Annotated in this window: 25 protein-coding genes; 12 read left to right on the top strand and 13 right to left on the bottom strand. The window is 68.0% G+C overall.

The genetic code is table 11. From position 1 onward, the window contains the following. Positions 1–15: 15 nt before the first annotated feature. Positions 16–270, bottom strand: a complete 255-nt coding sequence (locus tag ACOQOP_RS03695) for a hypothetical protein (protein WP_420564970.1) — start codon at positions 268–270, stop codon at positions 16–18. 111 nt (positions 271–381) lie between these two features. Between ACOQOP_RS03695 and mnmC the strand changes: the two genes are divergently transcribed. Together mnmC and ACOQOP_RS03685 are read left to right on the top strand one after the other, a co-directional pair. Beyond that, positions 382–2,370, top strand: a complete 1,989-nt coding sequence (mnmC, locus tag ACOQOP_RS03690) for a bifunctional tRNA (5-methylaminomethyl-2-thiouridine)(34)-methyltransferase MnmD/FAD-dependent 5-carboxymethylaminomethyl-2-thiouridine(34) oxidoreductase MnmC (protein ID WP_420564969.1) — start codon at positions 382–384, stop codon at positions 2,368–2,370. 33 nt (positions 2,371–2,403) lie between these two features. Further along, a complete protein-coding gene (locus ACOQOP_RS03685; protein ID WP_420564968.1) occupies positions 2,404–2,793 on the top strand; it encodes a VOC family protein in 390 nt (129 codons plus the stop codon). Positions 2,794–2,800: 7 nt separating this feature from the next. Here the strand turns inward: ACOQOP_RS03685 and ACOQOP_RS03680 are convergent, their stop codons facing one another. Then, a complete protein-coding gene (locus ACOQOP_RS03680; RefSeq protein ID WP_420564967.1) occupies positions 2,801–3,298 on the bottom strand; it encodes a hypothetical protein in 498 nt (165 codons plus the stop codon). Positions 3,299–3,402: 104 nt separating this feature from the next. On the opposite strand from ACOQOP_RS03680, the gene ACOQOP_RS03675 reads away from it, so the two are divergent. Continuing rightward, entirely contained in the window at positions 3,403–4,797 is a 1,395-nt protein-coding gene (locus ACOQOP_RS03675; protein ID WP_420564966.1) for an amidase, read from the top strand. Positions 4,798–4,804: 7 nt separating this feature from the next. Here ACOQOP_RS03675 and ACOQOP_RS03670 read toward each other — a convergent pair whose 3' ends face one another. Further along, complete coding sequence (locus ACOQOP_RS03670) at positions 4,805–5,419, bottom strand: DUF2459 domain-containing protein (RefSeq protein WP_420564965.1); 615 nt, start codon at positions 5,417–5,419, stop codon at positions 4,805–4,807. Positions 5,420–5,677: 258 nt separating this feature from the next. Between ACOQOP_RS03670 and ACOQOP_RS03665 the strand changes: the two genes are divergently transcribed. After that, a complete protein-coding gene (locus ACOQOP_RS03665) occupies positions 5,678–7,519 on the top strand; it encodes an ATP-binding protein (protein WP_420564964.1) in 1,842 nt (613 codons plus the stop codon). A gap of 39 nt (positions 7,520–7,558) precedes the next feature. On the opposite strand, the gene ACOQOP_RS03660 is transcribed toward ACOQOP_RS03665, so the two are convergent. Continuing rightward, positions 7,559–9,010 (bottom strand): N-acyl-D-amino-acid deacylase family protein, encoded by a 1,452-nt coding sequence (locus ACOQOP_RS03660; protein ID WP_420564963.1) that lies wholly within the window; start codon positions 9,008–9,010, stop codon positions 7,559–7,561. 228 nt (positions 9,011–9,238) lie between these two features. Here ACOQOP_RS03660 and ACOQOP_RS03655 point away from each other — a divergent pair, with 228 nt between their 5' ends. Then, positions 9,239–10,384, top strand: a complete 1,146-nt coding sequence (locus ACOQOP_RS03655; protein ID WP_420564962.1) for a PQQ-dependent sugar dehydrogenase — start codon at positions 9,239–9,241, stop codon at positions 10,382–10,384. Positions 10,385–10,431: 47 nt separating this feature from the next. Here the strand turns inward: ACOQOP_RS03655 and ACOQOP_RS03650 are convergent, their stop codons facing one another. The 3 genes from ACOQOP_RS03650 to ACOQOP_RS03640 all read right to left on the bottom strand — a co-directional run bounded on the left by ACOQOP_RS03650 (position 10,432) and on the right by ACOQOP_RS03640 (position 12,059). Next, positions 10,432–10,995 (bottom strand): hypothetical protein, encoded by a 564-nt coding sequence (locus ACOQOP_RS03650; protein ID WP_420564961.1) that lies wholly within the window; start codon positions 10,993–10,995, stop codon positions 10,432–10,434. Continuing rightward, positions 10,971–11,456, bottom strand: a complete 486-nt coding sequence (locus ACOQOP_RS03645) for a hypothetical protein (protein ID WP_420564960.1) — start codon at positions 11,454–11,456, stop codon at positions 10,971–10,973. The genes ACOQOP_RS03650 and ACOQOP_RS03645 overlap by 25 nt, the downstream gene beginning before the upstream one ends. Positions 11,457–11,615: 159 nt before the next feature. After that, positions 11,616–12,059 carry a MarR family winged helix-turn-helix transcriptional regulator gene (locus ACOQOP_RS03640; RefSeq protein WP_420564959.1) on the bottom strand — a complete coding sequence of 148 codons (444 nt, stop codon included), beginning with the start codon at positions 12,057–12,059 and terminating at the stop codon, positions 11,616–11,618. A 101-nt stretch (positions 12,060–12,160) separates the two neighbouring features. On the opposite strand from ACOQOP_RS03640, the gene ACOQOP_RS03635 reads away from it, so the two are divergent. After that, positions 12,161–13,390 (top strand): MFS transporter, encoded by a 1,230-nt coding sequence (locus ACOQOP_RS03635; protein ID WP_420564958.1) that lies wholly within the window; start codon positions 12,161–12,163, stop codon positions 13,388–13,390. Positions 13,391–13,441: 51 nt separating this feature from the next. Beyond that, a complete protein-coding gene (locus ACOQOP_RS03630; RefSeq protein WP_420564957.1) occupies positions 13,442–14,344 on the top strand; it encodes a lauroyl acyltransferase in 903 nt (300 codons plus the stop codon). 28 nt (positions 14,345–14,372) lie between these two features. Here the strand turns inward: ACOQOP_RS03630 and ACOQOP_RS03625 are convergent, their stop codons facing one another. Continuing rightward, the gene (locus tag ACOQOP_RS03625) at positions 14,373–16,181 is read right to left on the bottom strand and encodes an ABC transporter ATP-binding protein (protein WP_420564956.1); all 1,809 of its coding nucleotides are present in this window, start codon (positions 16,179–16,181) and stop codon (positions 14,373–14,375) included. Between the two features lie 44 nt (positions 16,182–16,225). Continuing rightward, positions 16,226–17,332, bottom strand: coding sequence for a helix-turn-helix domain-containing protein (locus ACOQOP_RS03620; protein ID WP_420564955.1), 1,107 nt, complete (start codon positions 17,330–17,332; stop codon positions 16,226–16,228). Between the two features lie 370 nt (positions 17,333–17,702). Between ACOQOP_RS03620 and ACOQOP_RS03615 the strand changes: the two genes are divergently transcribed. The 4 genes from ACOQOP_RS03615 to ACOQOP_RS03600 all read left to right on the top strand — a co-directional run bounded on the left by ACOQOP_RS03615 (position 17,703) and on the right by ACOQOP_RS03600 (position 20,504). Then, the gene (locus ACOQOP_RS03615) at positions 17,703–18,386 is read left to right on the top strand and encodes a fused DSP-PTPase phosphatase/NAD kinase-like protein (protein WP_420564954.1); all 684 of its coding nucleotides are present in this window, start codon (positions 17,703–17,705) and stop codon (positions 18,384–18,386) included. A 9-nt stretch (positions 18,387–18,395) separates the two neighbouring features. Beyond that, complete coding sequence (locus ACOQOP_RS03610; protein ID WP_420564953.1) at positions 18,396–19,250, top strand: AraC family transcriptional regulator; 855 nt, start codon at positions 18,396–18,398, stop codon at positions 19,248–19,250. Positions 19,251–19,332: 82 nt separating this feature from the next. Further along, complete coding sequence (locus tag ACOQOP_RS03605; RefSeq protein ID WP_420564952.1) at positions 19,333–19,740, top strand: DUF2000 family protein; 408 nt, start codon at positions 19,333–19,335, stop codon at positions 19,738–19,740. Positions 19,741–19,919: 179 nt separating this feature from the next. Next, a complete protein-coding gene (locus tag ACOQOP_RS03600) occupies positions 19,920–20,504 on the top strand; it encodes a PRC-barrel domain-containing protein (protein ID WP_420564951.1) in 585 nt (194 codons plus the stop codon). Positions 20,505–20,577: 73 nt separating this feature from the next. Here the strand turns inward: ACOQOP_RS03600 and ACOQOP_RS03595 are convergent, their stop codons facing one another. Further along, the gene (locus tag ACOQOP_RS03595; protein ID WP_420564950.1) at positions 20,578–21,204 is read right to left on the bottom strand and encodes a glutathione S-transferase family protein; all 627 of its coding nucleotides are present in this window, start codon (positions 21,202–21,204) and stop codon (positions 20,578–20,580) included. 173 nt (positions 21,205–21,377) lie between these two features. Here ACOQOP_RS03595 and ACOQOP_RS03590 point away from each other — a divergent pair, with 173 nt between their 5' ends. After that, complete coding sequence (locus ACOQOP_RS03590; protein WP_420564949.1) at positions 21,378–21,713, top strand: DMT family transporter; 336 nt, start codon at positions 21,378–21,380, stop codon at positions 21,711–21,713. Positions 21,714–21,719: 6 nt separating this feature from the next. On the opposite strand, the gene ACOQOP_RS03585 is transcribed toward ACOQOP_RS03590, so the two are convergent. The 3 genes from ACOQOP_RS03585 to ACOQOP_RS03575 form a co-directional block, all read right to left on the bottom strand. After that, entirely contained in the window at positions 21,720–22,193 is a 474-nt protein-coding gene (locus ACOQOP_RS03585) for a PAS domain-containing protein (protein WP_420564948.1), read from the bottom strand. 125 nt (positions 22,194–22,318) lie between these two features. Beyond that, entirely contained in the window at positions 22,319–23,143 is an 825-nt protein-coding gene (locus ACOQOP_RS03580) for a DUF1176 domain-containing protein (RefSeq protein ID WP_420564947.1), read from the bottom strand. 160 nt (positions 23,144–23,303) lie between these two features. Continuing rightward, complete coding sequence (locus tag ACOQOP_RS03575; RefSeq protein WP_420564946.1) at positions 23,304–25,640, bottom strand: xanthine dehydrogenase family protein molybdopterin-binding subunit; 2,337 nt, start codon at positions 25,638–25,640, stop codon at positions 23,304–23,306. Positions 25,641–25,717: the final 77 nt, after the last annotated feature.

The raw sequence follows: 25,717 nt of genomic DNA, 5'->3' as shown, positions 1-25,717 counted from the left end.
CGGTGACGGGGCGGGTCAGGTGCCCTGGGGCTTCAGGGTGAACTCGCCTTCGCGGATCCGGTCCGGCCATTCGGCGACCATCTCGGCGACGGTCTCCTCGCCGTAGATGTCGATCATGTCGGTCAGGGCGGCGAAGATCGCCGAGGAGGCGACGATCTCCGAGGAGGCGCCCTGGGCGACTGCGTCGTCCCAGGCCTCGAGCATCACCCGCAGGGCAAGGCGCTTCTGCTCGTCTTCGGGCAGGATCGGCGGTTGTTGTTCGTCGCTCATGGTCGCCTCCGCTTGGACGTTCGGTCCGGTTGGGCCGAGGCTTAGCGCGGCGCGGAACCGCTGTCACCCGGAACGTGGCGGCGGACGGTCCGCCGTGGCAGTGTCGGCGCCATGACCGACCCCGCCTCCGATCCGCCGACCGCCCGCCCGCTCGACGCCACCGATCCCGGGCTGGTACTGCGCGACGGCGTGCCGGTCTCCACCCGCTTCGACGACGTCTATTTCTCGCGCGAGGACGGGCTGGCGGAGACGGCGCATGTCTTCCTGCAGGGCTGCGGCCTGCCCGACGCCTGGCGCGGCCTCTCCAGGCCTTCTTTCACGGTCGCGGAGACCGGCTTCGGCACCGGCCTGAACTTCCTCGCCACCTGGCAGCTCTGGCGCGAGACCCGGCCGGCGGGCGGCGTTCTGCACTATGTCGCGGTGGAAGGCTTTCCTCTCACCCGCGGGCAGCTCGCCGACGCGCTGTCCGCCTTCCCCCGGCTGGGCCATCTGGCGGACCGGCTACGGACGCGTTACCCCGAGCCGATCACGGGCGGCACCCACCGGATCTGGTTCGCGGCGGACCGGGTCTGCCTGACCCTGCTGATCGGCGAGGCGGCCGAGGTGCTGGCCGGCCTGGAGGCGCGTGCGGATGCCTGGTTCCTGGACGGCTTCGCCCCGGCCAAGAACCCGTCCATGTGGCGCGCTGAATTGCTGGCAGAGGTCGCACGGCTCTCCGGTCCGGGCACCCGGCTCGCCAGCTTCACAGCCGCCGGCGCGGTGCGGCGCGGCCTCGCGGAGGTCGGGTTCGCCGTGGAGAAGCGGGCCGGATACGGCCGCAAGCGCGACTGCATCGCCGCGACCTTCGCCGGACCGGTTTCGCCCTTCTCCGGCGAGCCCTGGTACGCCCCGCCCCCGACCAGACCCCTCGGCCAGGTAGCGGTGATCGGCGCCGGAGTGGCCGGCGCGGCCGCGGTGGGAGCCCTCGCCCTGCGCGGCGTCGAGACGCTCTGGTTCGACCGCCATGGCCGGATCGGGGCCGAGGCCTCGGGCAATCCGGCCGGGCTGTTGATGGCCCGCCCGACGGCCGATGGCGACGTCCAGGGCGCGCTCAGCGGTGCCGCGTTCCGCTTCGCCCTGGATCGGGCCGCCGACGCCGGGATGCCTGTCGGCAGCAACGGCGTGCTGGAACTCGCCACCGACGATACAGCGCTGGGCCGCTACCGGGAGATGGCGGATGCCGGGCACCTCGCCCCGATTTCGGCGGCGCTGCTGGACGCGGCACAGGCAAACGACGTCGCCGGTGTCGCGCTCGACCGCCCGGCCCTGTGGCATCGCACCGGCGGGTGGGTTGATCCCCGCGCCTGGAGCGCCGCCCTGGCCGGGGAACGCCGCCCGGTCCGAGCCACCGTCGGCAGCCTCGTGCCGAGTCCGGACGGCTGGACCCTGCTAGACCCTGAGGGTCGTACGATTGCCCGCGCAGATGCGGTGATCCTCGCCTCGGCCATGCTCTCCCCCGCTCTTACGCCCGCGGCCCATCTTCCGGTGGAGGCGATCCGGGGACAGGTCACCCGCCTGGCCGAAACCGCGGCAAGCCGCCGGCTGCAGAGCTGCGTGGCGTTCGGCGGCTACCTCTCCCCGACGGTGGGCGGTACCCATGTGGCCGGCGCGACCTACACGCGGGGTGGATTCGCGCCCACGGACTGGCCGGTCGCGGTGCAAGCGGACGACCACCGGCGCACCCTGGGCCTGTTCCCCGAGGCCCTGGCGCGCCTGTTCGACCCGGCGCCCTCGGTGCTGGGCGGCCGGGCGGCGATCCGGGCGGTCACGCCGGACCGGCAGCCCGTCGCCGGCCCGCTCTGCGACGCGGCGGCGCTGGCCGAGGCCTATGGTCATCTGCGGTTCGATGCGAAACGCCTTGATGGGGGACCGCCTGCGTTCCTGGAGGGGGTGTTCGCGGTGACCGGGCTCAGCTCCAGGGGTCTCGTGACCGCCCCGCTGATGGCCGAGCTCGCGGTCTCGCAGATGCTGGGCGAGCCCTGGCCGGTCGACCGGGCGATGGCTGCCAGTGTCCACCCGAACCGTTTCATGATCCGCGACCTGCGGCGGCGACGGATATAGTCAGGTCCGAAACAAACTCCGATGGAGGAAATCATGGCTCCGTTCACCATCACCCAGCAGGTGACGTTCCTATACACGACGGACCTCGCGTCCGGATCGGCCTTCCTACGCGACAAGGTCGGCCTGAAGCTGGCGCTGAACCAGTTCGACCTCTGCCATATCTACCAGGCCGCGCCCAACGCGTTCCTGGGCGTGTGCACGAACCGGCCGCCGGCGGACGACCCCGCCGTGACCTATTCCTTCGTGGTGAGCGATGCGGACGCCGCCTACGAGACGCTGAAGGCCCGCGGCGTGGAGTTCGAGGCGCCACCGCAACTCAGCGAGCGCTTCAACGTCTACTCGGCCTTCTTCCGGGGGCTGGAGAGCTACCGATTCGAAATCCAGGAGTTCCGCGACCCGAGTTGGCCCAAGCCGATCGGCTGACGGCGCGTCAGGCGGCCACGCCCTCTTCCTCGCGGTCATCGCGGAGCACCCGCCTGCGGATCGAGATGCGCGGATAGATCGCGACCATGGCGCCGGCCACCCGGTCGGTCGCCTCGTCGCAGAACGGCAGCATGAGGCGATCGAAGATCACCACCCAGCTGTCGCCGGCAACCTCGAACTCGGCATATTGCGGCGCCCGGTCGGCGACCATGGCCCGATATGTCTCATCGACATGGCCGCGCAGGCCGAGCGGCAGCTCATCGAGATACTGTCCGACCAGATCGTCGCCGAAGATCGGGGTCAGTTCCCGGCCCATCTGCAGGAAGCGGATCCGGTCGGTCGTCTCCTCCACCTCGACGATGACGATATGGGCGAGGAACGGCGCGACATCGACGGGACACAGGCCACCGACAGCGGGGATGCCACGGCCTCGGCGGCCGTTCTCCCAGAGAGACAGAAGTTCCTGAAGCTCGGGTCGGTGAAGCTGAGAGGCGTCGAGACTCATGTGAGCGGATCCCTGCGGACTGTTCCTGCTCGACACGCTAGCACCGAGATTCATAAGGTTTCGTTGACGCCGCGATGAAGCCTTCGTTCCAAGGAAACCTTTCGATGACCAGCACCGATCTCGCCCTCCTGTCCGCCACCGACCTGCTCCACGGCTATGCCCGCAAGACGATCTCGCCGGTGGAGGCGACGAAGGCCGCGCTCGACCGGATCGACGCGCTGAACGGCAAGCTGAACGCCTTCCGGCTGGTCGACCACCAGTCGGCCCTGGCGAGCGCTAAGGAGTCGGAGGCGCGCTGGATGAAGGGCGAGCCGGTCGGGCTGGTCGATGGCGTGCCGACCTCGATCAAGGACCTGTCCCTGACCGAAGGGTGGTCGACCCTGCGCGGTTCGAAGACGGTCAAGGAGGACGGCCCCTGGACCGTGGACGCGCCCTTCGTCGCCCGGCTGAAGGAGCATGGCGCGGTGCTGCTCGGCAAGACGACCACCCCGGAATTCGGCTGGAAGGGCGTGACCGACAGCCCGCTGACCGGCATCACCCGCAACCCCTGGGACCCGAGCAAGACCCCCGGCGGCAGCTCCGGCGGCGCGGCCGTGGCGGCGGCGACCGGCATGGGCGCGCTGCACCAGGGTTCCGATGGCGGCGGGTCGATCCGCATGCCGGCGGGCTATACCGGCATCTACGGCATCAAGCCGACCTTCGGCCGGGTCCCGGCCTTTCCCGCCTCGCCGTTCGGGTCGGTCGCCCATATCGGGCCGATGACCCGCACGGTCACCGATTCCGCTCTGATGCTGACGGTGATGAGCGAGCCGGATGCCCGCGACTGGTACGCCGTCCCGTACGAGGGTGCCGACTACCGCAACGCCCTGCGCCCGTCGGTCGCCGGCTGGCGGATCGCCTACAGCCCCGATCTCGGCGGTGCCACCGTACAGCCGGAGGTCGCCGCCCTTGTGGCCAAGGCAGTGGATGTCTTCCGCGAACTGGGCGCGATCGTGGAGGAGGTGGAGAGCCCGCTGCCCAACAGCCACGAGATCTTCGCCGCCCACTGGTTCACCGGGGCCGCCAACCTGTTCACCGCGTTCAGCGAGGAGCAGAAGGCGCTGATCGATCCGGGCCTGCAGGAGGTCGCGGCCGCCGGCGCCGACTACTCCCTCCTCGAGTACTTCGCTGCGGTGAAGCAGCGCGAGGCCATGGGCACAGCGATGAACGAGTTCCACGAGACCTACGACCTGCTGCTGACCCCGACCCTGCCGCAGCCGGCCTTCGAGGCGGGGCACGAGGTGCCGCCGGGCTCAAACATGAAGCGCTGGACCGAGTGGACCCCGTTCTCCTACCCGTTCAACCTGACCCAGCAGCCGGCGGCGACGATCCCCTGCGGCCGGGTCGACGGCCTGCCGGTCGGCCTTCAGATCGTCGGTCCGAAATGGGGGGAGGACATGGTTCTTACCGCGTCCGCCGCCTTCGAGGGCGTGATGCCGATCGAACTGCCGACGCTCTAACTTGGCCTCAGCGCGAGGTCACCGCCTCGCGCACCCGTTCCGTGACCGTGCTGGCGCGGCTGAGGTCGGTGTCGATCTCCAGCCCGGCCGCGGCGAAGGCATGGGCGACCCAGGTGTTGCAGGTATTGGACAAAGTGAAGGTGCCGAAAGCGTCGTAGAACCAGCTTTGCCGGTAGAGGCCCGGCCCCAGCGCCGGTAGCCGCTCCCCCTGGCCGCGCGCGAAGCTGGCCGAGATATGGGTGAGCAGCTTGCGGAAGCTGTCGGCGTCGAGCGGCACGTCGACGATCTCGGCCTCCGGGAAATACCGCGACGGCGGGGCCGGCATGCCGACAAGGTGCATCACGGCCGGAGTCTCGACGAAGGCGGCGCTCAGGTAACTGGCGATCGCCGGATCCGGATCGCGGTAGAACGCCGCGTCGCCCCAGCCGAACTCGATCCAGGCGGCGCCGGGCAGGTCGCCGACCTCCGGGATCAGGTCGGGGTCGATATCGGCGCTGCGGATCGCGATGCCGGTGTGCCAGCCGATATTCACCAGATGGACCAGCCGCTCGGCCGCCGCCACCGTACCGGACAGCGACAGCCAGACACACAGCCCGAACAGGATTGCCGCAATCCGCGCCATCCATCCCCCTTCCCTGAACGTATGAAAAGCAACAATGACGATGCATCATGACGCTCCGGAGGCAGGATATGGAGGCCAACGTGATCCGTCTCAACTGCGGCGTAGCGATCGCCGAACTCCTGCATAAAAATCGACAATTCGAGTTTTATTTAAGAAGTTTTAGGATCTGAGCGTCGAACATCCATGCCGTGGAACACCCGGTCCGCGAAGCAGGACGCCCGGGTGTGACGGTTCCATAGAGGGCACAGGGACTCCGTCATGTCGGTCGATTTCTCTCTGCTGATCCTGCTGCTCAACAACATCTCGATCTTCGTCGTGCTGATCGTCGGCTACGCGTTCCTCAGCGACTGGCTGCGGCCGCGCGAGGCCCTGAGCCGGCAGGCCGTGCTGGGCCTTTTCTTTGGCGTCGTGGTCATCATCAGCATGCACGTGAAGATCCCGGCCGCCGATGGGGTCGTGATCGACCAGCGCAACGCGATCATCGTGCTCAGCGCGGCGTTCGGCGGGCCCGTCACCGGGCTGGTCACCGCGGTCATGGCCGCCGCGTTCAGGGTTCACCTGGGCGGGATCGGTACCCTCGCCGGGATCACCGGCGTCATGCTTTCCACGCTGATCGGCATGGCCGTCCATTATCTCGGCTGGCACCGGCGCGGGCCCGGTGTCCTCCTGGTGGTGGCCGCGATCGCCGTGGTGTTCTCGGCCCCTGGCTTTCTGCTGGTCGGCGACCTGGCGAACGGATGGGCCCTGCTGAAGCGTATGGCCGTGCCCTGGGGGACCGGGATCTTCATCGGGGTCTTCATCGGCGGGCTCCTTTTGCAGCGCGAGGATCGGCGGCAGCGGGCGGAGCGCGAGAAGCGCATCAGCGAGGAACGCTACCGCACCCTGTTCGACAGCTCGGAGGTCTCGGTCTGGACCGAGGACTTCTCCGCGGTGCACGCGGCCCTGCAGTCGCTGCGCGGCCGGGGGGTGACCGACCTGGCCGACCATCTCGCCCGTCACCCTCACCTACTCGAGGAGTTGGAGGCCAAAACCTCCGTCACCCTCGCCAACCCCGCCGCCCTGCGGCTGTACCGGGTCGGCTCGACGGCCGAGTTGGCCGCCCATCTGCGCCGCATCCGAACCACCACCGCCTCGACAGCCTTTTCAGAGCAGCTTCTGGCCATGTGGCGCGGGGAGCCGGGCTTTCGCAGCGAGGAGACCCATGTGACGGCCGATGGGGAGGACCGAACTGTCATCCTCTCCATGCCGATTCCGAAGACGGCCGAGGAATTCGCCAGCATCCCGATCAGCGCCCTGGACATCTCCGACCGCAAGCGGGCCGAGCGCACCCGCGACGAGGCCCTGGCCCAGGCGAACCGGGCCAACCAGGCCAAGTCAGACTTCCTCGCCGCCATGAGCCACGAGCTGCGGACTCCGCTGAACGCGATCCTTGGCTTCTCGGAGATCCTCACGCTGGAAGCCTTCGGGCCCCTCGGCAACCCGCGCTATTGCGAATATGCCCGCCACGTCCATACAAGCGGCGGGTTGCTGCTCGAACTCGTCAACGACATCCTCGACGTCTCCACCATCGAGGCGGGACGCCGCGACCTGACCTTCGTCCCGGTGGAGATGAAGGACCTGATCGACGAGGCCGTGGTCGTCGTCAGCCACCGGCTCGCCGATAAGGGCACAGAACTGCACACCGTGCTGCCGGAGGTGCCGACCTCGATCGATGTGGACAAGCGGGCGGTCCAGCAGATCCTGATCAACCTGCTGACCAATTCCGTGAAGTTCACGCCCGAAGGCGGCACGATCACCATCACCGCCCGGGCCGACTCGCGGACCGCCGAGATCACCGTGGAGGACACCGGCATCGGCATCCCCGCCGACCGCATCGACGCGGTCACCAACTCCTTCGTGCGCGGAGAGACCGACCCGCATAAGGCCCAGGGCGGCTGGGGCCTCGGCCTGTCGATCGCCAAATCGCTGGCGGAGATGCATGGCGGCGCCCTGCTGATCGACAGCGTGGTCAACAAGGGCACCCGCGTGACGGTCCGCCTGCCGAGACACCCCGACAGCCGCGCCCACGGCCGCACCGAGATCTCCCTGGTCAGCGGCTAGGTCCGAACGGGACTCGGTTATCCCGGAACCCGCACGAAATCACGCCCGCCCCTGCCGCAGCGCCCGGCCGGAGCGTTCGCCGGTCGAGCGGCCCTCGGACCAGACCACCCGGCCGTTGACGATCACGGTGTCGATGCCGGCGGCCGGGGTCATCGGGTCCTCGAAGGTGGCGCTGTCGATGATGTCGCGGGCGTCGAACACGCAGATATCGGCGTACTTGCCCTCCGCCACCTCGCCCCGGTCGACCAGGCCGAACTCGGCCGCCGAGAGCGAGGTCATGCGGCGCACCGCCTCTTCCAGCGGGAACAGGCCGAGATCGCGGGAATAGTGGCCGAGAATGCGTGGGAAGGTGCCCCATAGGCGCGGATGCGGGAACTCGTCATGGGGGAGGCCGTCGGAGCCGAACATCGCCTGGGGATAGGAGAGGATGCGTTGCACGTCGTCCTCGTCCATCGAGAAGTAGATCGCCCCCGCCGGCTGCAGCCGTTCGGCCGCCTCGTACACATCCACCCCCCACTCGTCGGCGATGTCCTTGAGGTCGCGGCCCTTGTGCTCCGGATGCGGCACCGACCAGGTCACCATGACCCGGTTGGAGAAGGCGATGCTGTCCGCCTTCAGCACCGTGGAGGAGGCGTGATACGGGTAGACGTCCAGGCCGATCTTCTGGCTCTTGCGGTAGCGTTCGAACAGTTCAAGGGTCTCCTTGGAACGGCCGAAATTGTCCTTCCCGTGCACCTTGTGGTGGGAGACGATCACGGGCACTCCAGCCTCGCGGCCAATCAGAAAGGTCTCCTCCAGGCTCTTGACGACATCCGCACCCTCGTTGCGCATGTGGGTGACGTAGCGCCCGCCGTGGCTCTTCAGCGCCCTGGCAATCTCGATCACCTCCTCGGTCAGCGCCTTCTCCGACGGCGCGTAGAACAGGCCGGTGGACAGGCCGCAGGCCCCGGCATCCAGCGACTCTTCCAGCCTGCCGCGCATGGTCTTGATCTCGTCGGCACGGGCCGCCCGGTAGACGTCGTCCATGGCCCCGACCCGCAGGGTGGAGTGGCCGACCAGGAAGGCGGCGTTGACGCTGGCCGGCGCGTCGTCGACCGCGCTCAGGAAGGCGTCGAAGGTACCGTATTTCCACCACTCCTCGGTGCCGAGCAGGTCGAGCGGCGGCGGCGGGCGACGGTCCATCACCAGCGGCGCCAGGGAGATGCCGCAATTGCCGACAACCACGCTGGTGACGCCCTGGCTGACCTTCATGTCCATGGTCGGCTTGGACAGCAGCGCCCGGTCGTCATGGGTATGAACGTCGACGAATCCCGGCGCCACGATGCGGCCGGTGACGTCGATCTCCTTGCCGGCCTGGACCTTCGACAGGTCGCCCACTGCGACGATCCGGTCGTCGCTGATCGCCACATCGGCCCGGACCCGCGCGGCCCCCGTCCCGTCGATCACCTCGCCCCCGCTGAGCTTCAGGTCGCAGCGTTCCAATCCGGCCATCGTCTTCTCCTCATCTCGCAAGCCCCGATGGCAGCCCGCTGATGCGGTGAAGTCAAGGCAGGTTCAGGTGTGGGGGAGAGAAAGCCCCGATGGAATGGAGGTCGAGCCCAGAGCGCGGTCCTCGACCAGAGCGACCTGTCATGGCGGGCATCGACCGGGCAGGCGTTGACCGAGCGGGCCCGCCCCCCACCTCTCATGGGACCCTGTTTTCCGGCCGAGAGGACCCCCATGCTCCCGACCCGCTCCCTTTTGCTCGCCCTCCCCGTTCTCACGGCGCTGACCGCCCCGGCCGTCGCCCAGGTGACCGAGCAGGCCCAGGCCTGCACTCTGACGGCGGAGGCCCGGGTCTCCGACCTCAATCATCCCTGGGGCGTGACCTTCCTGCCGGACGGCAACACGGTGATCACCGAGCGGGACGGCGCCCTGTGGCTGGCGGACCCGCGGACCGGCGAGAAGACGGAGATCGGCGGCGCTCCCCAGGTGCGGGCGGCTGGACAGGGTGGCCTGCTCGACGTGGTCGCCCATCCGGATTTCGCCGACAACCGGCGCCTCTACTTCTCCTACTCCGAGCGGCGCGGCGACGGGCTGACCGGGACGGCCATCGCCCAAGGCACGCTCTCGGCCGACGGCACCCGTCTGGAGGGACTGACGCAGATCTTCTCGATGTCGCCGGCGACCGACGCGACGCGCCATTTCGGCTCGCGCATCGTCTTCAAGGGCGACGGGACGCTCTGGTTCACCATCGGCGACCGGGGCGACCGGCCGCGCGCCCAGAACCCCAACGACCATGCGGGCTCGGTGCTGCGGATCGCGGAGGATGGCAGCATCCCCGCCGACAATCCCTTCGCCGACGGGCAAGGCGGGGCCCGGGAGATCTGGTCCTTCGGTCATCGCAACCCCCAGGGCGCCGCCCGGCATCCGGAGACCGGGGCGCTCTGGGTGGTCGAACACGGGGCGCGGGGCGGCGATGAGATCAACCGGCCCGAGGCGGGCAAGAACTACGGCTGGCCGACGATCTCCTATGGCCGCCACTATCACGGCGGCCAGATCGGCGTCGGCACCTCGGCGGAGGGCATGGAGCAGCCGATCTACTACTGGGACCCGTCGATCGCCCCCTCCGGCCTCGCCTTCGTGGTCGGAGACCTGTTCCCGGCCTGGACCGGCGACATGCTGGTCGGCGCGCTGAAGGACCGCATGCTGGTGCGTCTCGACCTGGACAACGGCGAGGTCACCGGAGAGGAGCGGCTGTTCAAGGACGAGTTCGGGCGGATCCGCGACGTCCGGATGGGTCCGGACGGCGCGATCTGGTTGCTGACCGACGAGAGCGACGGCGCGCTGATCCGCGTGGCGCCGGCGAGCGGCGCCTGCGGCTGAAGCACGACCAGACGTCTTGATCCGGTCGTGCTCTGCACCAGCGCCAGCTAGCGCTGGGCGGCGATGGCAGCCACCTGGTTCAGGAAGGTCGCGTCGGCGGTCTGGGCGATCTGCAGCGTCTCGCCGATATGGCTGACCGCGATCATGTTGCCCGAGGCATGCGGGAAGAAGGTCAGCACCTCATAGGCCGGGCTGCCATTGCCCACATCGGTGCAGGACAGCTCCACATGGGGCAGGATCGTATCCGTGCCGGGCATCATGCGCAGGTCGGCTTCGGAGGTCAGCTGGCCCTTGCAGCTCGGCGACTTGAGCTTGGTCAGCTCGACGCGGAGTTCCTCCTCGCTGTGATTGCCGCCGACCGACTGGACAAGGCCCAGCCCACGCTCGATCCGCCAGACCAGGGCCGCGTTCCAGCGCTTCATCGCCTGCTCGACATCCTTGGGAATGCCAAACTGGTCCTGCGGCAGGTCGTGCAGCACCCGCCAGGCGAAGGCCTGAGGCTGCAGCTTGAAGAGTTCCTGGCCATGGACCTTGGCCAGCTTCGCGCGCGCCTCGGCAACCTTCTTGCCGTCCTGGACGCCGCTCTTCACCTGCCGGACACAGTCCTCCATGACGCCGAAGGCCTTGCGGTACCGGTCAGCGGGAATTTCAGCGTGCCGAAGAAGCCGGTGATGGTCGCCACATTGCCGGCCTTGAACGCGGTCACCAGCTCGGGATGGTCGTTCAGCAGGGTGCCGAGCGTATCCTTGCTCACCACCTGGAAGGCGCCGCTCACCTCCGGCTGGTTGTCGATCTTGATCGTAACCTTGGCGGCCTGACCGGGTTCCAGCGTCCAGGTCTTGTTGATCAGATAGACCTCGTAGACCCCATTGGCCGCCAGCCCGAAGCCAAGGTCCGTCTCGCTCTCGTAGTCGCCGACGATGGCGCAGCGCTGGAACTGGCCCTCCTTGGAGATATAGGCGTCGCCCTGCCAGATGCCGCTCTTGAACGCGGCCGAGGCCGGTGCGGCGATCGAGAGGGTCAAGGCGGCAACGACGGCGGCAACCGTCGCGATGGAACGAAGTGCGGTCATTCATCGGCTCCCGGCCGGTGGCAATGTCCCCTGCCCTAGCGCGTAACGGGGTGCGGGCTCAAGGGTCGCCCAACAGAACCGCAAGATCGTGACGGATCTAGGGCAACGCAAGGGGGATCGTATACGCCGCCGCCCCAGGTCTGCCGCCGGCCCGCCCGGTCACTGCTGCTGGGCGTCCACCGCGGCCACCGTCTGCATCAGCGCGTCCTCCAGCGCCGAGGTGACGTCGCCGCCGGCACGCTGACGCAGGGCGACTTCAGCCCGGCGCCAGTGCGGCCGGGCCAGCGCCAGGATCTCCCGGCCCGTCTCGGTCAGTTCCACAGAGCGGGTGCGCCGGTCTGGCCCCGCCGCCTGCCGCACCCAGCCCGCCTGCCTCAGCGGTGCCAGGTTCCGGGTCAGGGTCGTGCGGTCCAGGTCCAGCCGCTCGGCAAGATCGGTCACCGACGGGCGGTCCATCCGGTCGATCGTGGACAGCAGGCCGTACTGGGTCACCTTAAGCCCGGTTTCCTTCAGCGCCTCGTCGTAATACTGGGTCAGCCGGCGCGCCACGCCGCGCACCAGCGAACAGGTACAGGCCAAACCGGTGTCGTCGCTGAGGACCATCAGATCGTGCCAATTGACAATTAGGTGCAGGTACACGAGTGTAACTACACCTACCCTATCACACCCCACTTTTCCGGCCAACCGCCCTTCCGGAGTCTGCCATGTCGACCCTCGCCCAACCCTCGTCGCCCGGCTGGAGGACGCCTGTCGTCGTCATCGTCGCCGGCTGCCTGATCGCCATGATCGGCTTCGGCATCCGCTCCGCCTTCGGCCTGTTCCTGGAGCCGATGACCATCGCCAAAGGCTGGGACCGCGAGACCTTCGGCCTCGCCATGGCCATCCAGAACCTGCTCTGGGGCATCGGCGTGCCGGTCGCCGGGATGATCGCCGACAAGTTCGGCCCCTCGCGGGTGCTGGCGGTCGGTGCCGTCATCTACACCGTCGGCGTCTGGGGCATGGCGACGGCGAACAGCTCCTTCGACCTGCATCTGTTCGGCGGCGTGCTGACAGGTATCGGTGTCGCCTTCACCGCCTTCTCGCTCGCCATGGCCGCGATGGCCAAGGTGGTCGGACCGGAGCGTCGCTCCCTGGCGCTCGGCCTCGGCACCGCCTCGGGCTCCTTCGGCCAGGTGGTGTTCTCGCCGATGGGCCAGGGCTTCATCAGCGCCTATGGCTGGGAATCGGCGCTGCTGATGCTGGCCGCCTCTGCCCTGTTCATCATCCCGCTGGCCTTCATCCTGCCGTCCAACACCAATGCCAAGGGCGAGGCGCCGAGCCAGCAGACCTTCCGCCAGGCGATGGCCGAGGCCGGCGCCCATCGCGGCTATATCCTGCTGACCATCGGCTTCTTCGTCTGCGGCTTCCACGTCGCCTTCATCACGGTGCATTTCCCGTCCTATGTCCGCGACCTCGGCCTCGATCCCACGGTTGGCGCCTATGCGCTGGCGCTGGTCGGGCTGTTCAACATCGTCGGCTCCTTCGCCTCGGGCATGGCGGGGCAGAGATGGAGCAAGAAGGTCGGGCTCAGCACCATCTACTTCGCCCGGGCCATCGTCATCGCCGCCTTGCTGATGGCGCCGAAAACCGAACTGACGATCTACCTGTTCGCCGGCGCCATGGGCATCCTGTGGCTATCGACCGTGCCGCTGACCACCGGCATCGTCGCCCAGGTCTTCGGCGTGCGGTACATGGCGACCCTGTTCGGCTTCGTGTTCCTCAGCCACCAGCTCGGTTCCTTCGCCGGCATCTGGCTCGGCGGCTACCTCTACGACACGGTCGGCAGCTATGACGGCGTGTGGTGGGCCGGCGTCGCCCTGGGGCTGGCGGCGGCAATCATCCACCTGCCGATCAACGAGAAGCCGCTCGCCCGTCTGACACCGGTCACCGCCTAACAGGCACATGGGACTGGACAAATCGGACATGGACGGGGAATACCACCGTCCATGTCCGGCCCGCGCAAGAGTCCCCTGAAGAAACGCCTCCTGTGGCCGCTGGAGGCCGCCGGCGCGCTGACCGTCTACGGGCTGATGCGCCTGCTGCCGATCGACGCGGCCTCCGCCCTCGGCGCGACCGTCATGGCACGGGTCGGCCCGATGCTGCGCCTGCAGAAGGTCGCCCGCACCAACCTGCAGCGCGCCTTCCCGGAGAAGGACGGAGCCGAGATCGAGCGCATCCTCGACGGCATGTGGCGCAACCTCGGCCGCACGGCCGGGGAATTCGCCCATATCGGAACCCTTCGGCGCGAGATGGACCGTCGGGTGGAGATCATCGGCGCGGAGCATGCGCTGGCGGCGATGGGCGACGGCGGGCCGGCGATCTACGTCTCTGGCCATATCGCCAACTGGGAACTGATGCTGCTGGCAGCCGCGCATGTCGGGCTGGTGATGGACGGCGTCTACCGCGCGCCGGACAACCCGCTGATCGCCTCGCTCTACGACAAGCGCAAGTCGCATCCCGACGCCGAGCTGTTCCCCAAGGGCAGTGCGGGCGCCCGCGGGGTGATGGATGCGTTGAAGCGCGGCCGTCCGCTCGGCCTGCTGATCGACCAGAAGATGAACGACGGCATCGAGGCCCGGTTCTTCGGCCGCAGGGCGATGACCACCCCGGCCTTCGCCCAGCTCGCCCGCCGCTTCGACTGCCCGATCGTGGCGGTGCGGATCGAGCGGTTGGAGGGGGTTCGGTTCCGGGTGACGGCCTATGAGGGGGTGACCGTTCCGCGCGACGGCAAGCCGGCGGACGACGTCGCGGCCACCGTGCAGCGCTTCAATGACCTGTTGGAAAGCTGGATCCGCGAACGGCCGGAGCAGTGGCTCTGGGTGCACCGGCGCTGGCCGAAGGGGGAGTAGCGGCCCTTCGACACGCCCCTGCGGGGCTTTAAGCCGCGCTCTGGGGTTCGCGGAACTGCAGCGCGTGTAGCCGGGCATAGGTGCCGCCGCGCTCCACCAGCGCGTGGTGGTCGCCGCTTTCCACCACCCGGCCGGCCTCGAAGGCGTGGATCACGTCCGCCCCCTGCACCGTCGACAGCCGGTGGGCGATGACCAGGGTCGTGCGGCCCTTCATCAGCCGGCCCAAGGCCGCCTGGATCTGCCGCTCGGACTCGGTGTCGAGCGCGCTGGTCGCCTCGTCCAGCAGCAGGATCGGCGCGTCCTTCAGGATCGCCCGGGCGATGGCGATGCGCTGGCGCTGGCCGCCAGACAGTTTCGTCCCGTGCTCGCCCACCCGGGTCTCGTAGCCGTCCGGCAGGGCCATGATGAACTCATGGGCCGCCGCCGCCTCGGCCGCCGCGCGAAGTTCTTCATCCGTGGCGCCCGGCCGGCCGAAGCGGATGTTCTCTGCCACCGTGTCGTCGAAAAGCACGATTTCCTGGCTGACGAGGGCGACCGCGTCGCGCAGGCTTGCCAGGGTCAGGCCGCGCACGTCGGTGCCGCCGATGGTCACCGACCCGCTCTCCACGTCGAAGAAACGCGGGATGAGGTTCAGCACCGTGCTCTTACCCGCCCCGCTGGGGCCAACCAGGGCGGTGACCTTGCCGGCCGGTGCCACCAGGTCGATCCCGGCCAGCGCCTCGGTGCCGTCGGCATAGCGGAAATGAACATCGGTCAGCGCCACCTCCGCCGGGGCCCGCTCCAGGGCCTTGGCGTCCGGCGCCTCGGCGATCGCCGACTGGCGGTCGAGCAGGACGAACAGACGCTCCGCCGCCGCCAGCCCCTCCTGCAGGGTGGTGCTGACCTTGCCGAGGCCGCGCAGCGGCTGATAGGCCATCAACACGGCGGCGATGAACGAGAAGAAGGCGCCCGGCGTCGTCGCTCCCTCAATCACCCGGTAGCCGCCATAGACGATGACCGCGGCCACGGCGATACCGCCGAAGGCGTCGACGATCGGCTGCACCGCCGCCCGCACCCGGCCCTGGCGATAGGTCAGCCGGTAGATCTCCTCCGCCAGCGCGCCGACCCGCCCGGTCTCGGCCCGTTCCATGGCATAGGCCTTGATCACCCGGATGCCGTGGAACGCCTGGCCCAGCAGGGTGGTCAAGTCGCCCATCCGCGCCTGCGCGTCGCCGGAGACCCGGCGCATGCGCTTGCCCAGTTTCTGGATCGGGACAACCGTCAGGGGCGCCACCAGCAGGGCGATCAGGGACAGCAGCCAGTCCTGATACAGCATCACGCCGACCAGGAAGATCACCGACAGCCCGTCGCGCACCAGCCCGACGATCGCGTTGGACACCGCCTGGCGCAGCGCCTGGACGTCGAAGGTGAAATGCGAGATCAGGCCGCCGGTGGCCCGGCTCTGGAACAGCGCCACGTCCTGACCCAGAAGATGGCCGAACAGCCGGATCTGCACGTCGGCGACGATGCGCCCGCCGACCCGGGCGAGCAGCGCGTCCTGGAAATACGAGGCGGCCGATTTCAGCGCGAAGGTGACGATCACCGCCCCGCCGACCAGCCAGAGCATGGACCGGTCCTGCTCGACGAAGACCTTGTCGACCACCGGATCCATCAGCCAGGCGGTCAGTGCGGTGGTCGCCGCGACGATCGCCATGGCGACGGAAGCAACCGCCAGCCACCCCGCATGAGGTCGCACGAAGGCCGCCCACAGCCGGCGCAGCAGCGGACCTGTGCGCGCGTCGTTCAGCGGAATGCGGGTCTTCTCTGGTTTCACCTCGGCCATCGGCCCCTGATACACGATCCGGCTCCGGCGCGCATCCGCCCTGCGGTGCGCCGTCAGCGTCAGACCGCGGCGGACCGGAGGGACGCCCCCCGATCAGGCCGGTCCGTTTTGGCCGGCGACTGTCCGAGTTCCTGGGCCCATTGCTGCATCCGCTCCACATCGGAGCCGCCGGGCGCGGCGACGGAGACCTCGGCCCACTGCCCGATGGCCACCCGGTGCCGGGCCGCCTCGCGCACCTCGCTGGGCGACATGCCGAAATGCTGGCGGAAGAGCGCCGTCACGTGGCTCGGGTTTTCCAGGTTGAAGTCCAGGGCAACCTCGTAGATCCGCCGATGCATGTGCTGCGGTGCGCTCAGGGCCCGGAAACACGCCATGAGGCGCCGGCGCTGGATATAGGACTGCACGCCGCCCTCGCTCCGGAACAGGCGGTACAGGGTCGGACGGGAAAGATTGAACGCCTTGCAGAGCCGCGGGACGGTCAGGTCAGGGTCCCCGAGGTGCAAGTCAATGTAGCGTTGAAGGGCTGCGAAGGTTCCGCTCCCGGCGTCTCTGGCGTGCAGGTCACCGGTACCGACCACCCCGGACAGCAGACCGAACAGGGCATCCGCCAGCATCGGCGCGTCATCCTGCGTGGCGTCCGGCAGAGTGTCCCGCATCGACTGCAGAAAGCCGCAGAGCATTCTGCTTGCAGCGCTTCCAGGCGTCGCGAGCAGGCCGGACGCGTCGAGCAGGCCGGGAAGCCGATCGGCCAGGACACGCCGGGGCAGGACCAGCGAGAGCACCTCGGCCGCCTCCGACACAGCCTCGACCTCTCGACCGAGATCCACGACCGAGACGGTCCCGGGTGTCTGAACGAAATACCGACCGCCGTTGGAGACCCGGTTGCGGCCCTGCAGATAGGCCTGGATCAGGATGTGATCGGTGTCATCGTGACGGCGCATCCAGTCGGCTTCGCGCAGGTATTTCTGCGCCGAGGCCCGGGTCTCGATGAACAGGAAGCTGCCCACGTGATGCTGCCGCACCTCCGGAACCACCGGCGGGTCGCGCGGATCGACCAGCGGGTGCGTGTCGAAATACGCCTCAATTCCCCGCCGCCAGTAATGGAACTGCTCCTCATTGGGCAGATCGCCGGGACCCAGATAAATGGAAGGCAGTCGGGAGGACATCGCGGCCGGCAGGCTGGAGACAGACGCGAGGATCCTTGCGGGCTTTCCACAGAAGGTCAATGCGGAGGCGGCGCGTAAGTATCTATTTTATATGAAAAATTCTCCGGTTTTGTGGAATTCCAGCAGCGAGGTCGGCGCGACCGATGAGACTGTGCTGCAAGACTTTTGAGACGTGCGGGCAACCGCCGCCCACCCGATACGCGTACGATTGCCATCGGGGGATGTGCCTAAACGGATGCTCGGACGCGCCGCGATCCCCAATGCCGGCGCTCCGGGCATCCGTGGACGGTACCCGAGCCCGCCCGGCCAGGGGCAGGCTCCCGCGCAGCACATGCTTCCCGCCATCCCCCGCCTGTGCTAGCCAGCGCCCATGGTCGACCTGCCGAAGATTGCCGATATGCCGGATGCCCTCGACGCCGCCGCCCGACGCGCGGCGTGGTGGAACCTCATGCTGGTCGATCACGGCATCCTGCGCGCGATCTTCCTGAACAAGCGCAAGGTGGACGACGACCTCTGGCGCGCCGCACAGCCGAGCCCGACCCACCTGCACAAGGCGAAGCTCGACGGGTTCAAGACGATCCTGAACCTGCGCGGCCCGCGCAACGACGGTCCGTACACGCTGGAACGGGAGGCCTGCGCCGAGCTCGGCCTCACCCTGGTCGACTTCCCGATCCGCTCGCGCTCGGCCCTGGACAAGCCGACCCTGCTGGCGGCCATCGATATCTGGAAGACGCTGGAATACCCGGTGCTGATGCACTGCAAGTCGGGGGCGGACCGCACCGGCTTCATGGCGACCATGTATCTCTGGCAGCACAAGGGCGTGCCCCTGCGCCAGGCGATGAAGCACCTCTCCCTGCGCTACGGCCATATCCGCCAGGCCAAGACCGGGGTGATCGATTTCTTCTACGAGCAGTACCTGAAGGCCGAGGCCGAGACCGGTATCGGCTTCCGCGACTGGGTCGAGACGGTCTACGATCGGGACGCCCTAAACGCGTCCTTCAAGGCGAACTGGGCGGCGAAGGTCCTCGTCGACAGGATCCTGCAGCGGGAGTGACACCGCGTCATGACCCTCACAAAGGCGCCCGACTTCCTAGCCTATGACCGCGACGGCGCGCTGGGCATCGATGTCCTGCAAGCCGCCTTCTCCGGTCCCGCCTTCGAGCGCCACGCCCACGCGACCTTCGCCATCGGCCTGACCATGCGCGGGCTGCAGCGCTTCAACCACCGCGGCCGTCGGCACACCAGCACCCCGGGGCGGATCATCGCCTTCAATCCCGGCGATCCCCATGACGGGGAGGCGGCCGACGAGAGCGGCTTCGCCTACTGGATGCTGTATCCCGATGACGGGGTGTGGGAGCGGGTGCTGGAAGACGCCATAGGACGGGCCGAGGCCCCATTCTTCGCCGACACCCTGCTGGACGACCCGGCGGTCGCGCGGATCTTCGCCGCGACCATGCCGGACCTCCAGGCCCGGGCCACCGATGCCGCGGGACCGCGGGAGAGCCTGGCGGCGGAAAGCCGGCTCGAGCTGCTGCTCCTGGCCCTGGCGCTCCGGCACGGCCGCGCGCATCTGCCGGGCCAGCGGGACCAGGACGGCGATCCCGGCATGGTGAGCCGCATCCGCGAGATCCTGCATGCGGATTTCGAGAGCGACATCCGTCTCGACGACCTGGCACGGGAGACCGGACGCAGCCGGTTCCAGGTCAACCGGGCGTTCCAGGCCGCCACCGGCATGCCACCGCACCGCTACCTGACCAACATCCGCCTGGAACAGGCGCGCCGGATGCTGGCGGCCGGCGACAGTCCCGCCGAGGTCGCCGCCGCCGTCGGCTTCGCGGACCAGAGCCATCTCAGCCGCCGGTTCAAGGCGGCCTATGGCGTCACCCCCGGCCGGTTCCAGAGCGCCTACCGGGTCTGAGCACCCGCGCACACCCGTCCAATCCTCCGACGCGGGTCTGCGGCAGGGTCCGGGTTCTTCCCACCGACCTAGCAGAGCCGACATGCACGACACCAAGATCTCCATCGCCGTCCGCGAGGACCTCGCCATCTGGCAGAAGCTGAACGTGGTCGCCTTCCTGGCGAGCGCCATCGCCGCCCGCTATCCCGAGGCGATCGGCGAGATCTACCGCGACGGCGGCGGCCAGGAATACCTGCCGATCCTGGGCCAGCCGGTGCTGATCCTGGCCGGCGGCAGCGACGCCCTGGCCAAGGCGCACAGACGGGCACTCGAGCGCGGTCTAGACCTCGCCGTCTACTCCGACGGGATGTTCAGGACGGGCAACGATGCCGACAACCGCGCGGTCGTCTCCGCCCTGCCCACGGATGGACTGGAACTGGTCGGCATCGCCACCCGCGGCGACCGCAAGGAGGTCGACAAGGCTTTCAAAGGCCTGAAATTACACGATTAATCGTACGTCGAACGACCGCCAGGCACAAAAAACGAAAGGTTTTTCCGCGATCCTCGGAACCGCCTCAGGGAGACGACGTTTACCTCACGAGCGGGCGGCCAGCCCCCCCCTGACCCCCAACGGGTCGCCCGCGAGACACTCACACGACGCCTCTTCGCGAGGTTAACTGGAGGTACGTTATGAAGCGCAACGCCCTGACTCTGAGCCTGATCGCTGGTGCGTCCATGCTGGCCCTCGCCAGCAACCCGGCGATCGCCGAGTCGAAGACGTCTGTCGAGACCAACGCCAACGGCACCGTGAAGACCGACCACATCAATGCGGACGGTCAGACCGGAACCGAGATCAAGAAGGACATGGACAAGGCCGGCGAGGTGGCCAAGGACACCGCGGCTGCCGTGGGCAACGCTGCGACCACCGCCGCCACGGCGACCGAAACCAAGATCCGCGAGCTCCTCGCCGGGGACCAGATCACCGAGATCGAGGGCACGGCAGTTCGTGACGCCAACGGCGAGTCGATCGGCGAGATCGACGAGGTCGTCCGCGGCACGTCCGACGGCGTCCTGTACTTCGTCACCGATGTCGGCGGCTTCCTCGGCCTGGGTGAGCGCGAGGTCGTGATCCCGGCGGACCAGTTCACCCGCGCCGACGACCACTTCATCCTGACCAGCGCCACGAAGGCCGAGCTGGAGAGCCGCGAGCAGTACAGCGAGGATCGCTTCGTCGAGGTCGAGGTCAATGCCGACGGTACCATCGTCGCCGACTGACCTGGCTTGAACGGCTAAAGGAGACGGCCGCCCGCGAGGGCGGCCGTTTTCGTTTGTCCTGGGTCAGCCCGCGTCAGGCGTCCGCCGGGATCTCCATGCCGCGCTGCACCGCCGGCCGGGCCATGAGCGCGTCGAACCAGCGCTTCACGTTCGGATAGTCGGCCAGATCGACCTTCTGCCAGTCGTAGCGCGCCACCCAGGGCAGGATGGCGATGTCGGCAATCGAGTATTCGTTGTTGGCGACATAGTCGACGCCTTCCAGCCGGGCGTTCAGCACGCCGTAGAGCCGGCGGCATTCCTTGCCGTAGCGCTCCTTGCCATAGGGCACATCGACCTTGGCGGCCCGCTCGAAATGGTGGACCTGGCCGAAGATCGGGCCGACGCCGCCCATCTGCCACATCAGCCACTGGATGACCTCGTAGCGCTTGGCGGTGTCCTGGGGCATCAGCTTGCCCGACTTCTCCGCCAGGTACATCAGGATCGCCCCGGACTCGATGACCGTATAGGGCTTGCCGTCCGGACCGTCGGTATCGACGATCGCCGGGATCTTCGAGTTCGGGTTGACCGCGATGTATTCCGGCGTGAACTGGACGTCCTGGCCGATCGGGATCGGATGCACGTTATACGGCATCCCGATCTCCTCGAGCATGATGGACGCCTTGCGCCCGTTCGAGGTCTTCCAGGTGTAGAGTTCGATCATTTCGCTTCCCCCGTGTGCTTGTTGGTGTCGGAAACCGTCGAGCAGGACCCTAGTGCAGTTGGGCCGGACTGCAAATCCGGCAACTGTCGTTCGGGGGGCGGCAAGGCGGACACGCGCCCGCCCGCCTGCTAGATCTTGTGATCGGGCAGTAGCAGCCGATCGGAGAAAGCCACGTGACCGCCAATCACCTGTTCCTGTTCGTGGCCATCGTCGCCGAGGTCATCGGGACGACCGCCCTCGCCCGGTCGGACGGGTTCACCCGCCTGACCCCCAGTCTGATCACCGTGGCCGGTTACGCGGTCGCCTTCTACTGCCTGTCCTTCCCGCTCAAAGTGATGCCGACCGGCGTGGTCTACGCGATCTGGTCGGGGATGGGGATCGTGCTGATCAGCTTCGTCGCCTGGTTCTGGTTCAAGCAGACGCTCGACTTCGCCGCCCTGCTCGGGCTCGGCCTGATCATCGCCGGCGTGGTGATCGTCAACGTCTTCTCCAAGTCGATGACCCACTGAGGCGCGTCAGAGCTCGAAATCGAACCCCTGCAGGATCATCTCGACGGCCCCATCCGATCCGGCCAGGGGCATGTCGATCGACTCCGCGGCGACGAAGGGTTTCAGCGAATGGGCCATGTTGCCGAACATCCGCAGGGGTCGCCGATCCTCGATCAGTTGCAGGAAGTGCCGGCGCAGGCGGTCCCAGTAGACCGGGTCGTAGACCTCATCGAGATAGCAGCCGGTCGAATCCCGGCCGACCGCCATGGTCACATGGGTGCCAATCAACCGGAAGCGCAGGCGAAAGGGGGCCTGTTCGACATCAATCAGCACCACTCGACCGCCGTACCCCATCAGTTCCTCGGCGGAGAAGTCGTCCCGCCGCGGCACGGCGGCGCCGTTCCGACGGCCTTCCCAGAGCTGCAGGAGCCGTCGCAGCTCCAACGATCGCAGCGCGTTGGACTGGTCGATCTGCCACCAGCCGTCGAGCGGTGTCGGCATGCCCTGCTCCCCCTTCGACGTCTGATACGTCACCCTACACGCATGGATCACAGGTCAGCCGACGGAAAGATTCAAGCTGTCTAAAAGTGTATCAGAGTGTGACCGCCCGCGGACGGTCGATACGGTCAGCGTCGATCGAGGGTGATCGTGTCCGACGTCGCGTCCCAGCCGACCCGCAGCCGGTCGCAGAGACCGTCATTGATCGCCAGCACCGCCGCGCTCTCGAAGTTCAGGGTGGCGGCCGGCTGGCACAGGGAAAACTGGGTGTCGGTGGCCACCGGGATATCCCAGGACCTCAGCGCGTCCCCCTCCGCCCGCACCAGGTGGTACCAGGTCTGCTCGGTGTCCCAGTTGCGGCTGTAGCCGCCGATCCACTGCTCCCCGAGACTATCGGCATCGAGATCGCCCCGGACGATGGCGTGGCCCATCCAGTCCACCCGCGGCCAGCGCAGCATCACCGCACTCAGCAATGCGCCCGCGTCGCGGTCCGTCACGGCCGGGGTTTGGTCGTCCAGCACCTGCTGCGGGACCAGCGGCCAGGAATCCGGCTCGACCCACTCCCCGTCGCACTCAAATTTCGCTCGGTATTCCGCGATCCGCACCACCGGAGCGGTGAGGTCGTAGACCACCTGTTCGCCGCAATCCCCGATGCCGCGGCCCTTGTAGAACAGGGCGATCTTGCCGTCGGTCACCTCGCCGGCAAGCCCGGTCAGCCAGGGCTGGTAGGCGATATAGGCCCAGGGGGTCTGCTCGGCCTCCCGCCAGGTGGGAAAGGCCAGCAAAGTGGACGTCAGCGCCCCGTCCCGCTGCTCGATCCGAAGCGCCACCTCGGTGGCCTGATAGGCATGGTGCTCGCATAGGGCGACCGCCACCCACGTCCCCTCTCCCAGCGGCGAGACCCAGACATTCTCGTCGGGTGCCGCCTGAAGCAACTCCTCCCGGGACACCACGCAGGGTTCCGGCAAAGCTAGCAGACCCGCGGCGTGAAGCGATTGCGGTGTGGGGTCGTCAGCGCGCGCCGGCAGGGCCGCGACGAGCAGCAGGGCCGTAAAAGCAAGACGGCGGCCCCACCGGGGGGCCGCCGCCAGGATGTCGTACAGGCGCAAGGGCTTACGCCGCCTTCTGCTTGGCCTGCTGGATCAGGTTCCAGATGACCAGCGGGGTGGCCGGCATGTCGATATGGGTGATACCGGTGGTCGCGTGCAGGGCGTCGACCAGGGCGCTGATCACCGCCGGCGGGGCGCCGATGGCGCCCGCCTCGCCCGAGCCCTTGATGCCGAGCGGGTTGGTGGTGCAGCGGACGTTGTGCAGGTTGAAGTCGAACATCGGCACCAGATCGGCGCGCGGCATGCCGTAATCCATGAACGAGCCGGTCACGAGCTGGCCGGAGCCTTCCTCGTAGACCGTGTGCTCGGTCAGGGCCTGGCCCACGCCCTGCACGATGCCGCCATGCACCTGGCCGGCGAGCATCAGCGGATTGATGGTCTCGCCGAAGTCGTCGACGATCGTGTAGCGCTCGATCGCGACGGTGCCGGTATCCGGGTCGACCTCAAGCTCCACGATGTGGCAGCCGTTCGGGTAGGTGGCAGCCTCCGGGGTGCGCTTGTGGCTGTCGTCCAGACCCGGGGTCATGCCCTCGTCCAGGTTGGCCGCGTCCTTCGCCGCCTTGGCGACTTCCATGATGGTCATGGACTTGTCGGTGCCGGCCACGGTGAAGACCCCGTCGGAGAACTCGATATCGGCCGCCGCCGCCTCCATGGCGTTGGCGGCGATCTTCTTGCCCTTCTCGACGATCTGACGGCCCGCCAGCAGCACGGCGGCACCGCCGACCGGAACCGAGCGGGATCCGCCGGTCATGCCCGGCGGCACGGTGTCGGTGTCGCCCTGGATGACCTTGATCGCGTCGCCCTCAACGCCGATCGTGTCGGACAGGATCTGGGCATAGGCGGTCTCGTGGCCCTGGCCGTTCGACTGGGTGCCGATGCGGATCTCGACCTTGCCCTCGTCGGTGAAGCGGACGTCCGCCGTCTCCGGGTTACCGCCGCCGCACTTCTCGATGTAGTAGCCCATGCCGATGCCGCGCAGCTTGCCGCGGGACGCAGCCTCCTTGCGGCGCTCCTCGAAGGAGGCCCAGTCGGCCTTCTCCATGCACTCTTCCATGAGCGTCTGGAACTCGCCGCTGTCATACACGTTGCCCAGCGGCGTGGTGTAGGGCATCGCCTCCGGCGGGATGTAGTTGCGGCGGCGCACCTCGTCCGGGGTCAGACCCATCTCCTGGCCGACCACGTCGACGACGCGCTCGATCAGGTAGGCGGCCTCCGGACGGCCGGCGCCGCGATAGGCGTCGGTCGGGGTGGTGTTGTTCAGCACGCCCAGCACGTTCACGTAGACATGCGGGATCTTGTAGACGCCCGACAGCATGTGGGTGCCGGCATTGGTCGGGATGAACGCGCCCATGTGGTGCAGATAGCCGCCGAGTGCCGCATAGGTCTTCACCCGCAGCGCCTGGATCACGCCGTCGGCGTCGACCGCGGCTTCCGCATAGGAGATGTTGTCGCGGCCCTGGGCGTCGGTCATGAAGGCTTCGGAGCGGTCCGGCAGGTTGCGCACGGCCCGCTTCAGCTTCCGCGAGGCCCAGGTGCACAGGGCCTGCTCGGGATACAGGAAGATCTTCATGCCGAAGCCGCCGCCGACATCGGTGGTGCGGCAGCGCAGCTTGGTCGGATCCAGGTTCAGCACCTTCTCCGCCAGCAGGGTCTGGAAGACGTGCGGACCCTGGGAGGAGGACCACAGGGTGGAGCGGTCGGTCTGCGGATCGTACTCGGCGAGGACCGGACGGACCTCCATGGAGTTCACGACGATGCGGTTGTTGACGATCCGCACCTGCACGTTCTTGTGGGCCTTGTCGAAGGCGGAATCGACCGCCGCCTTGTCGCCGCTCTCCCAGTCGAAGGCGACGTTGTTCGGAATGTGGTCGAAGAGCTGCGGTGCGCCATCCTTGGTCGCTCCCTCGGTGTCGACCGTGGCGTCCAGCTCCTCGAAGTCGAACTCGATCAGTTCGGCCGCGTCGCGGGCCTGGATCGCGGTCTCGGCGACGATGAAGGCCACCGGCTCGCCCACATGGCGAACCTTGCCGACCGCCAGGATCGGGCGCGGCGTGTCGGCGCGCGGGGTGCCGTCGCGGTTGGTGACCGGCGGCACACAGGGCAGGTCGCCCAGGCCGTCGGCCTTCACATCCTCGCCCGTATAGACGGCGACGACGCCCGGCGCGTCCTTGGCGGCCGAGGTGTCGATGGACTTGATCACCGCATGGGCAACGGGCGAGCGCAGGACGTAGGAGGCCAGGGCACCCTCGACCTGGATGTCGTCGGTATACATGCCGGTGCCCTTGAGCAGCCGGTTGTCCTCCACGCGCTTCACGCCTTGTCCGATTGCGAACTTCACCATGTCGCCTGTCTCCGCTGCACACTGGTTGGAGGGGCCGTCCCGAAGGCGACCCGATTTGTCGGTTGGGCCGAACCGAC

It is taken from the genome of Thalassobaculum sp. (assembly GCF_965223715.1).
Lineage (GTDB): Bacteria > Pseudomonadota > Alphaproteobacteria > Thalassobaculales > Thalassobaculaceae > Thalassobaculum.
The sequence above is the reverse complement of the archived record's forward strand: the minus strand, read 5'-3'. Positions and strand labels throughout refer to the sequence as shown.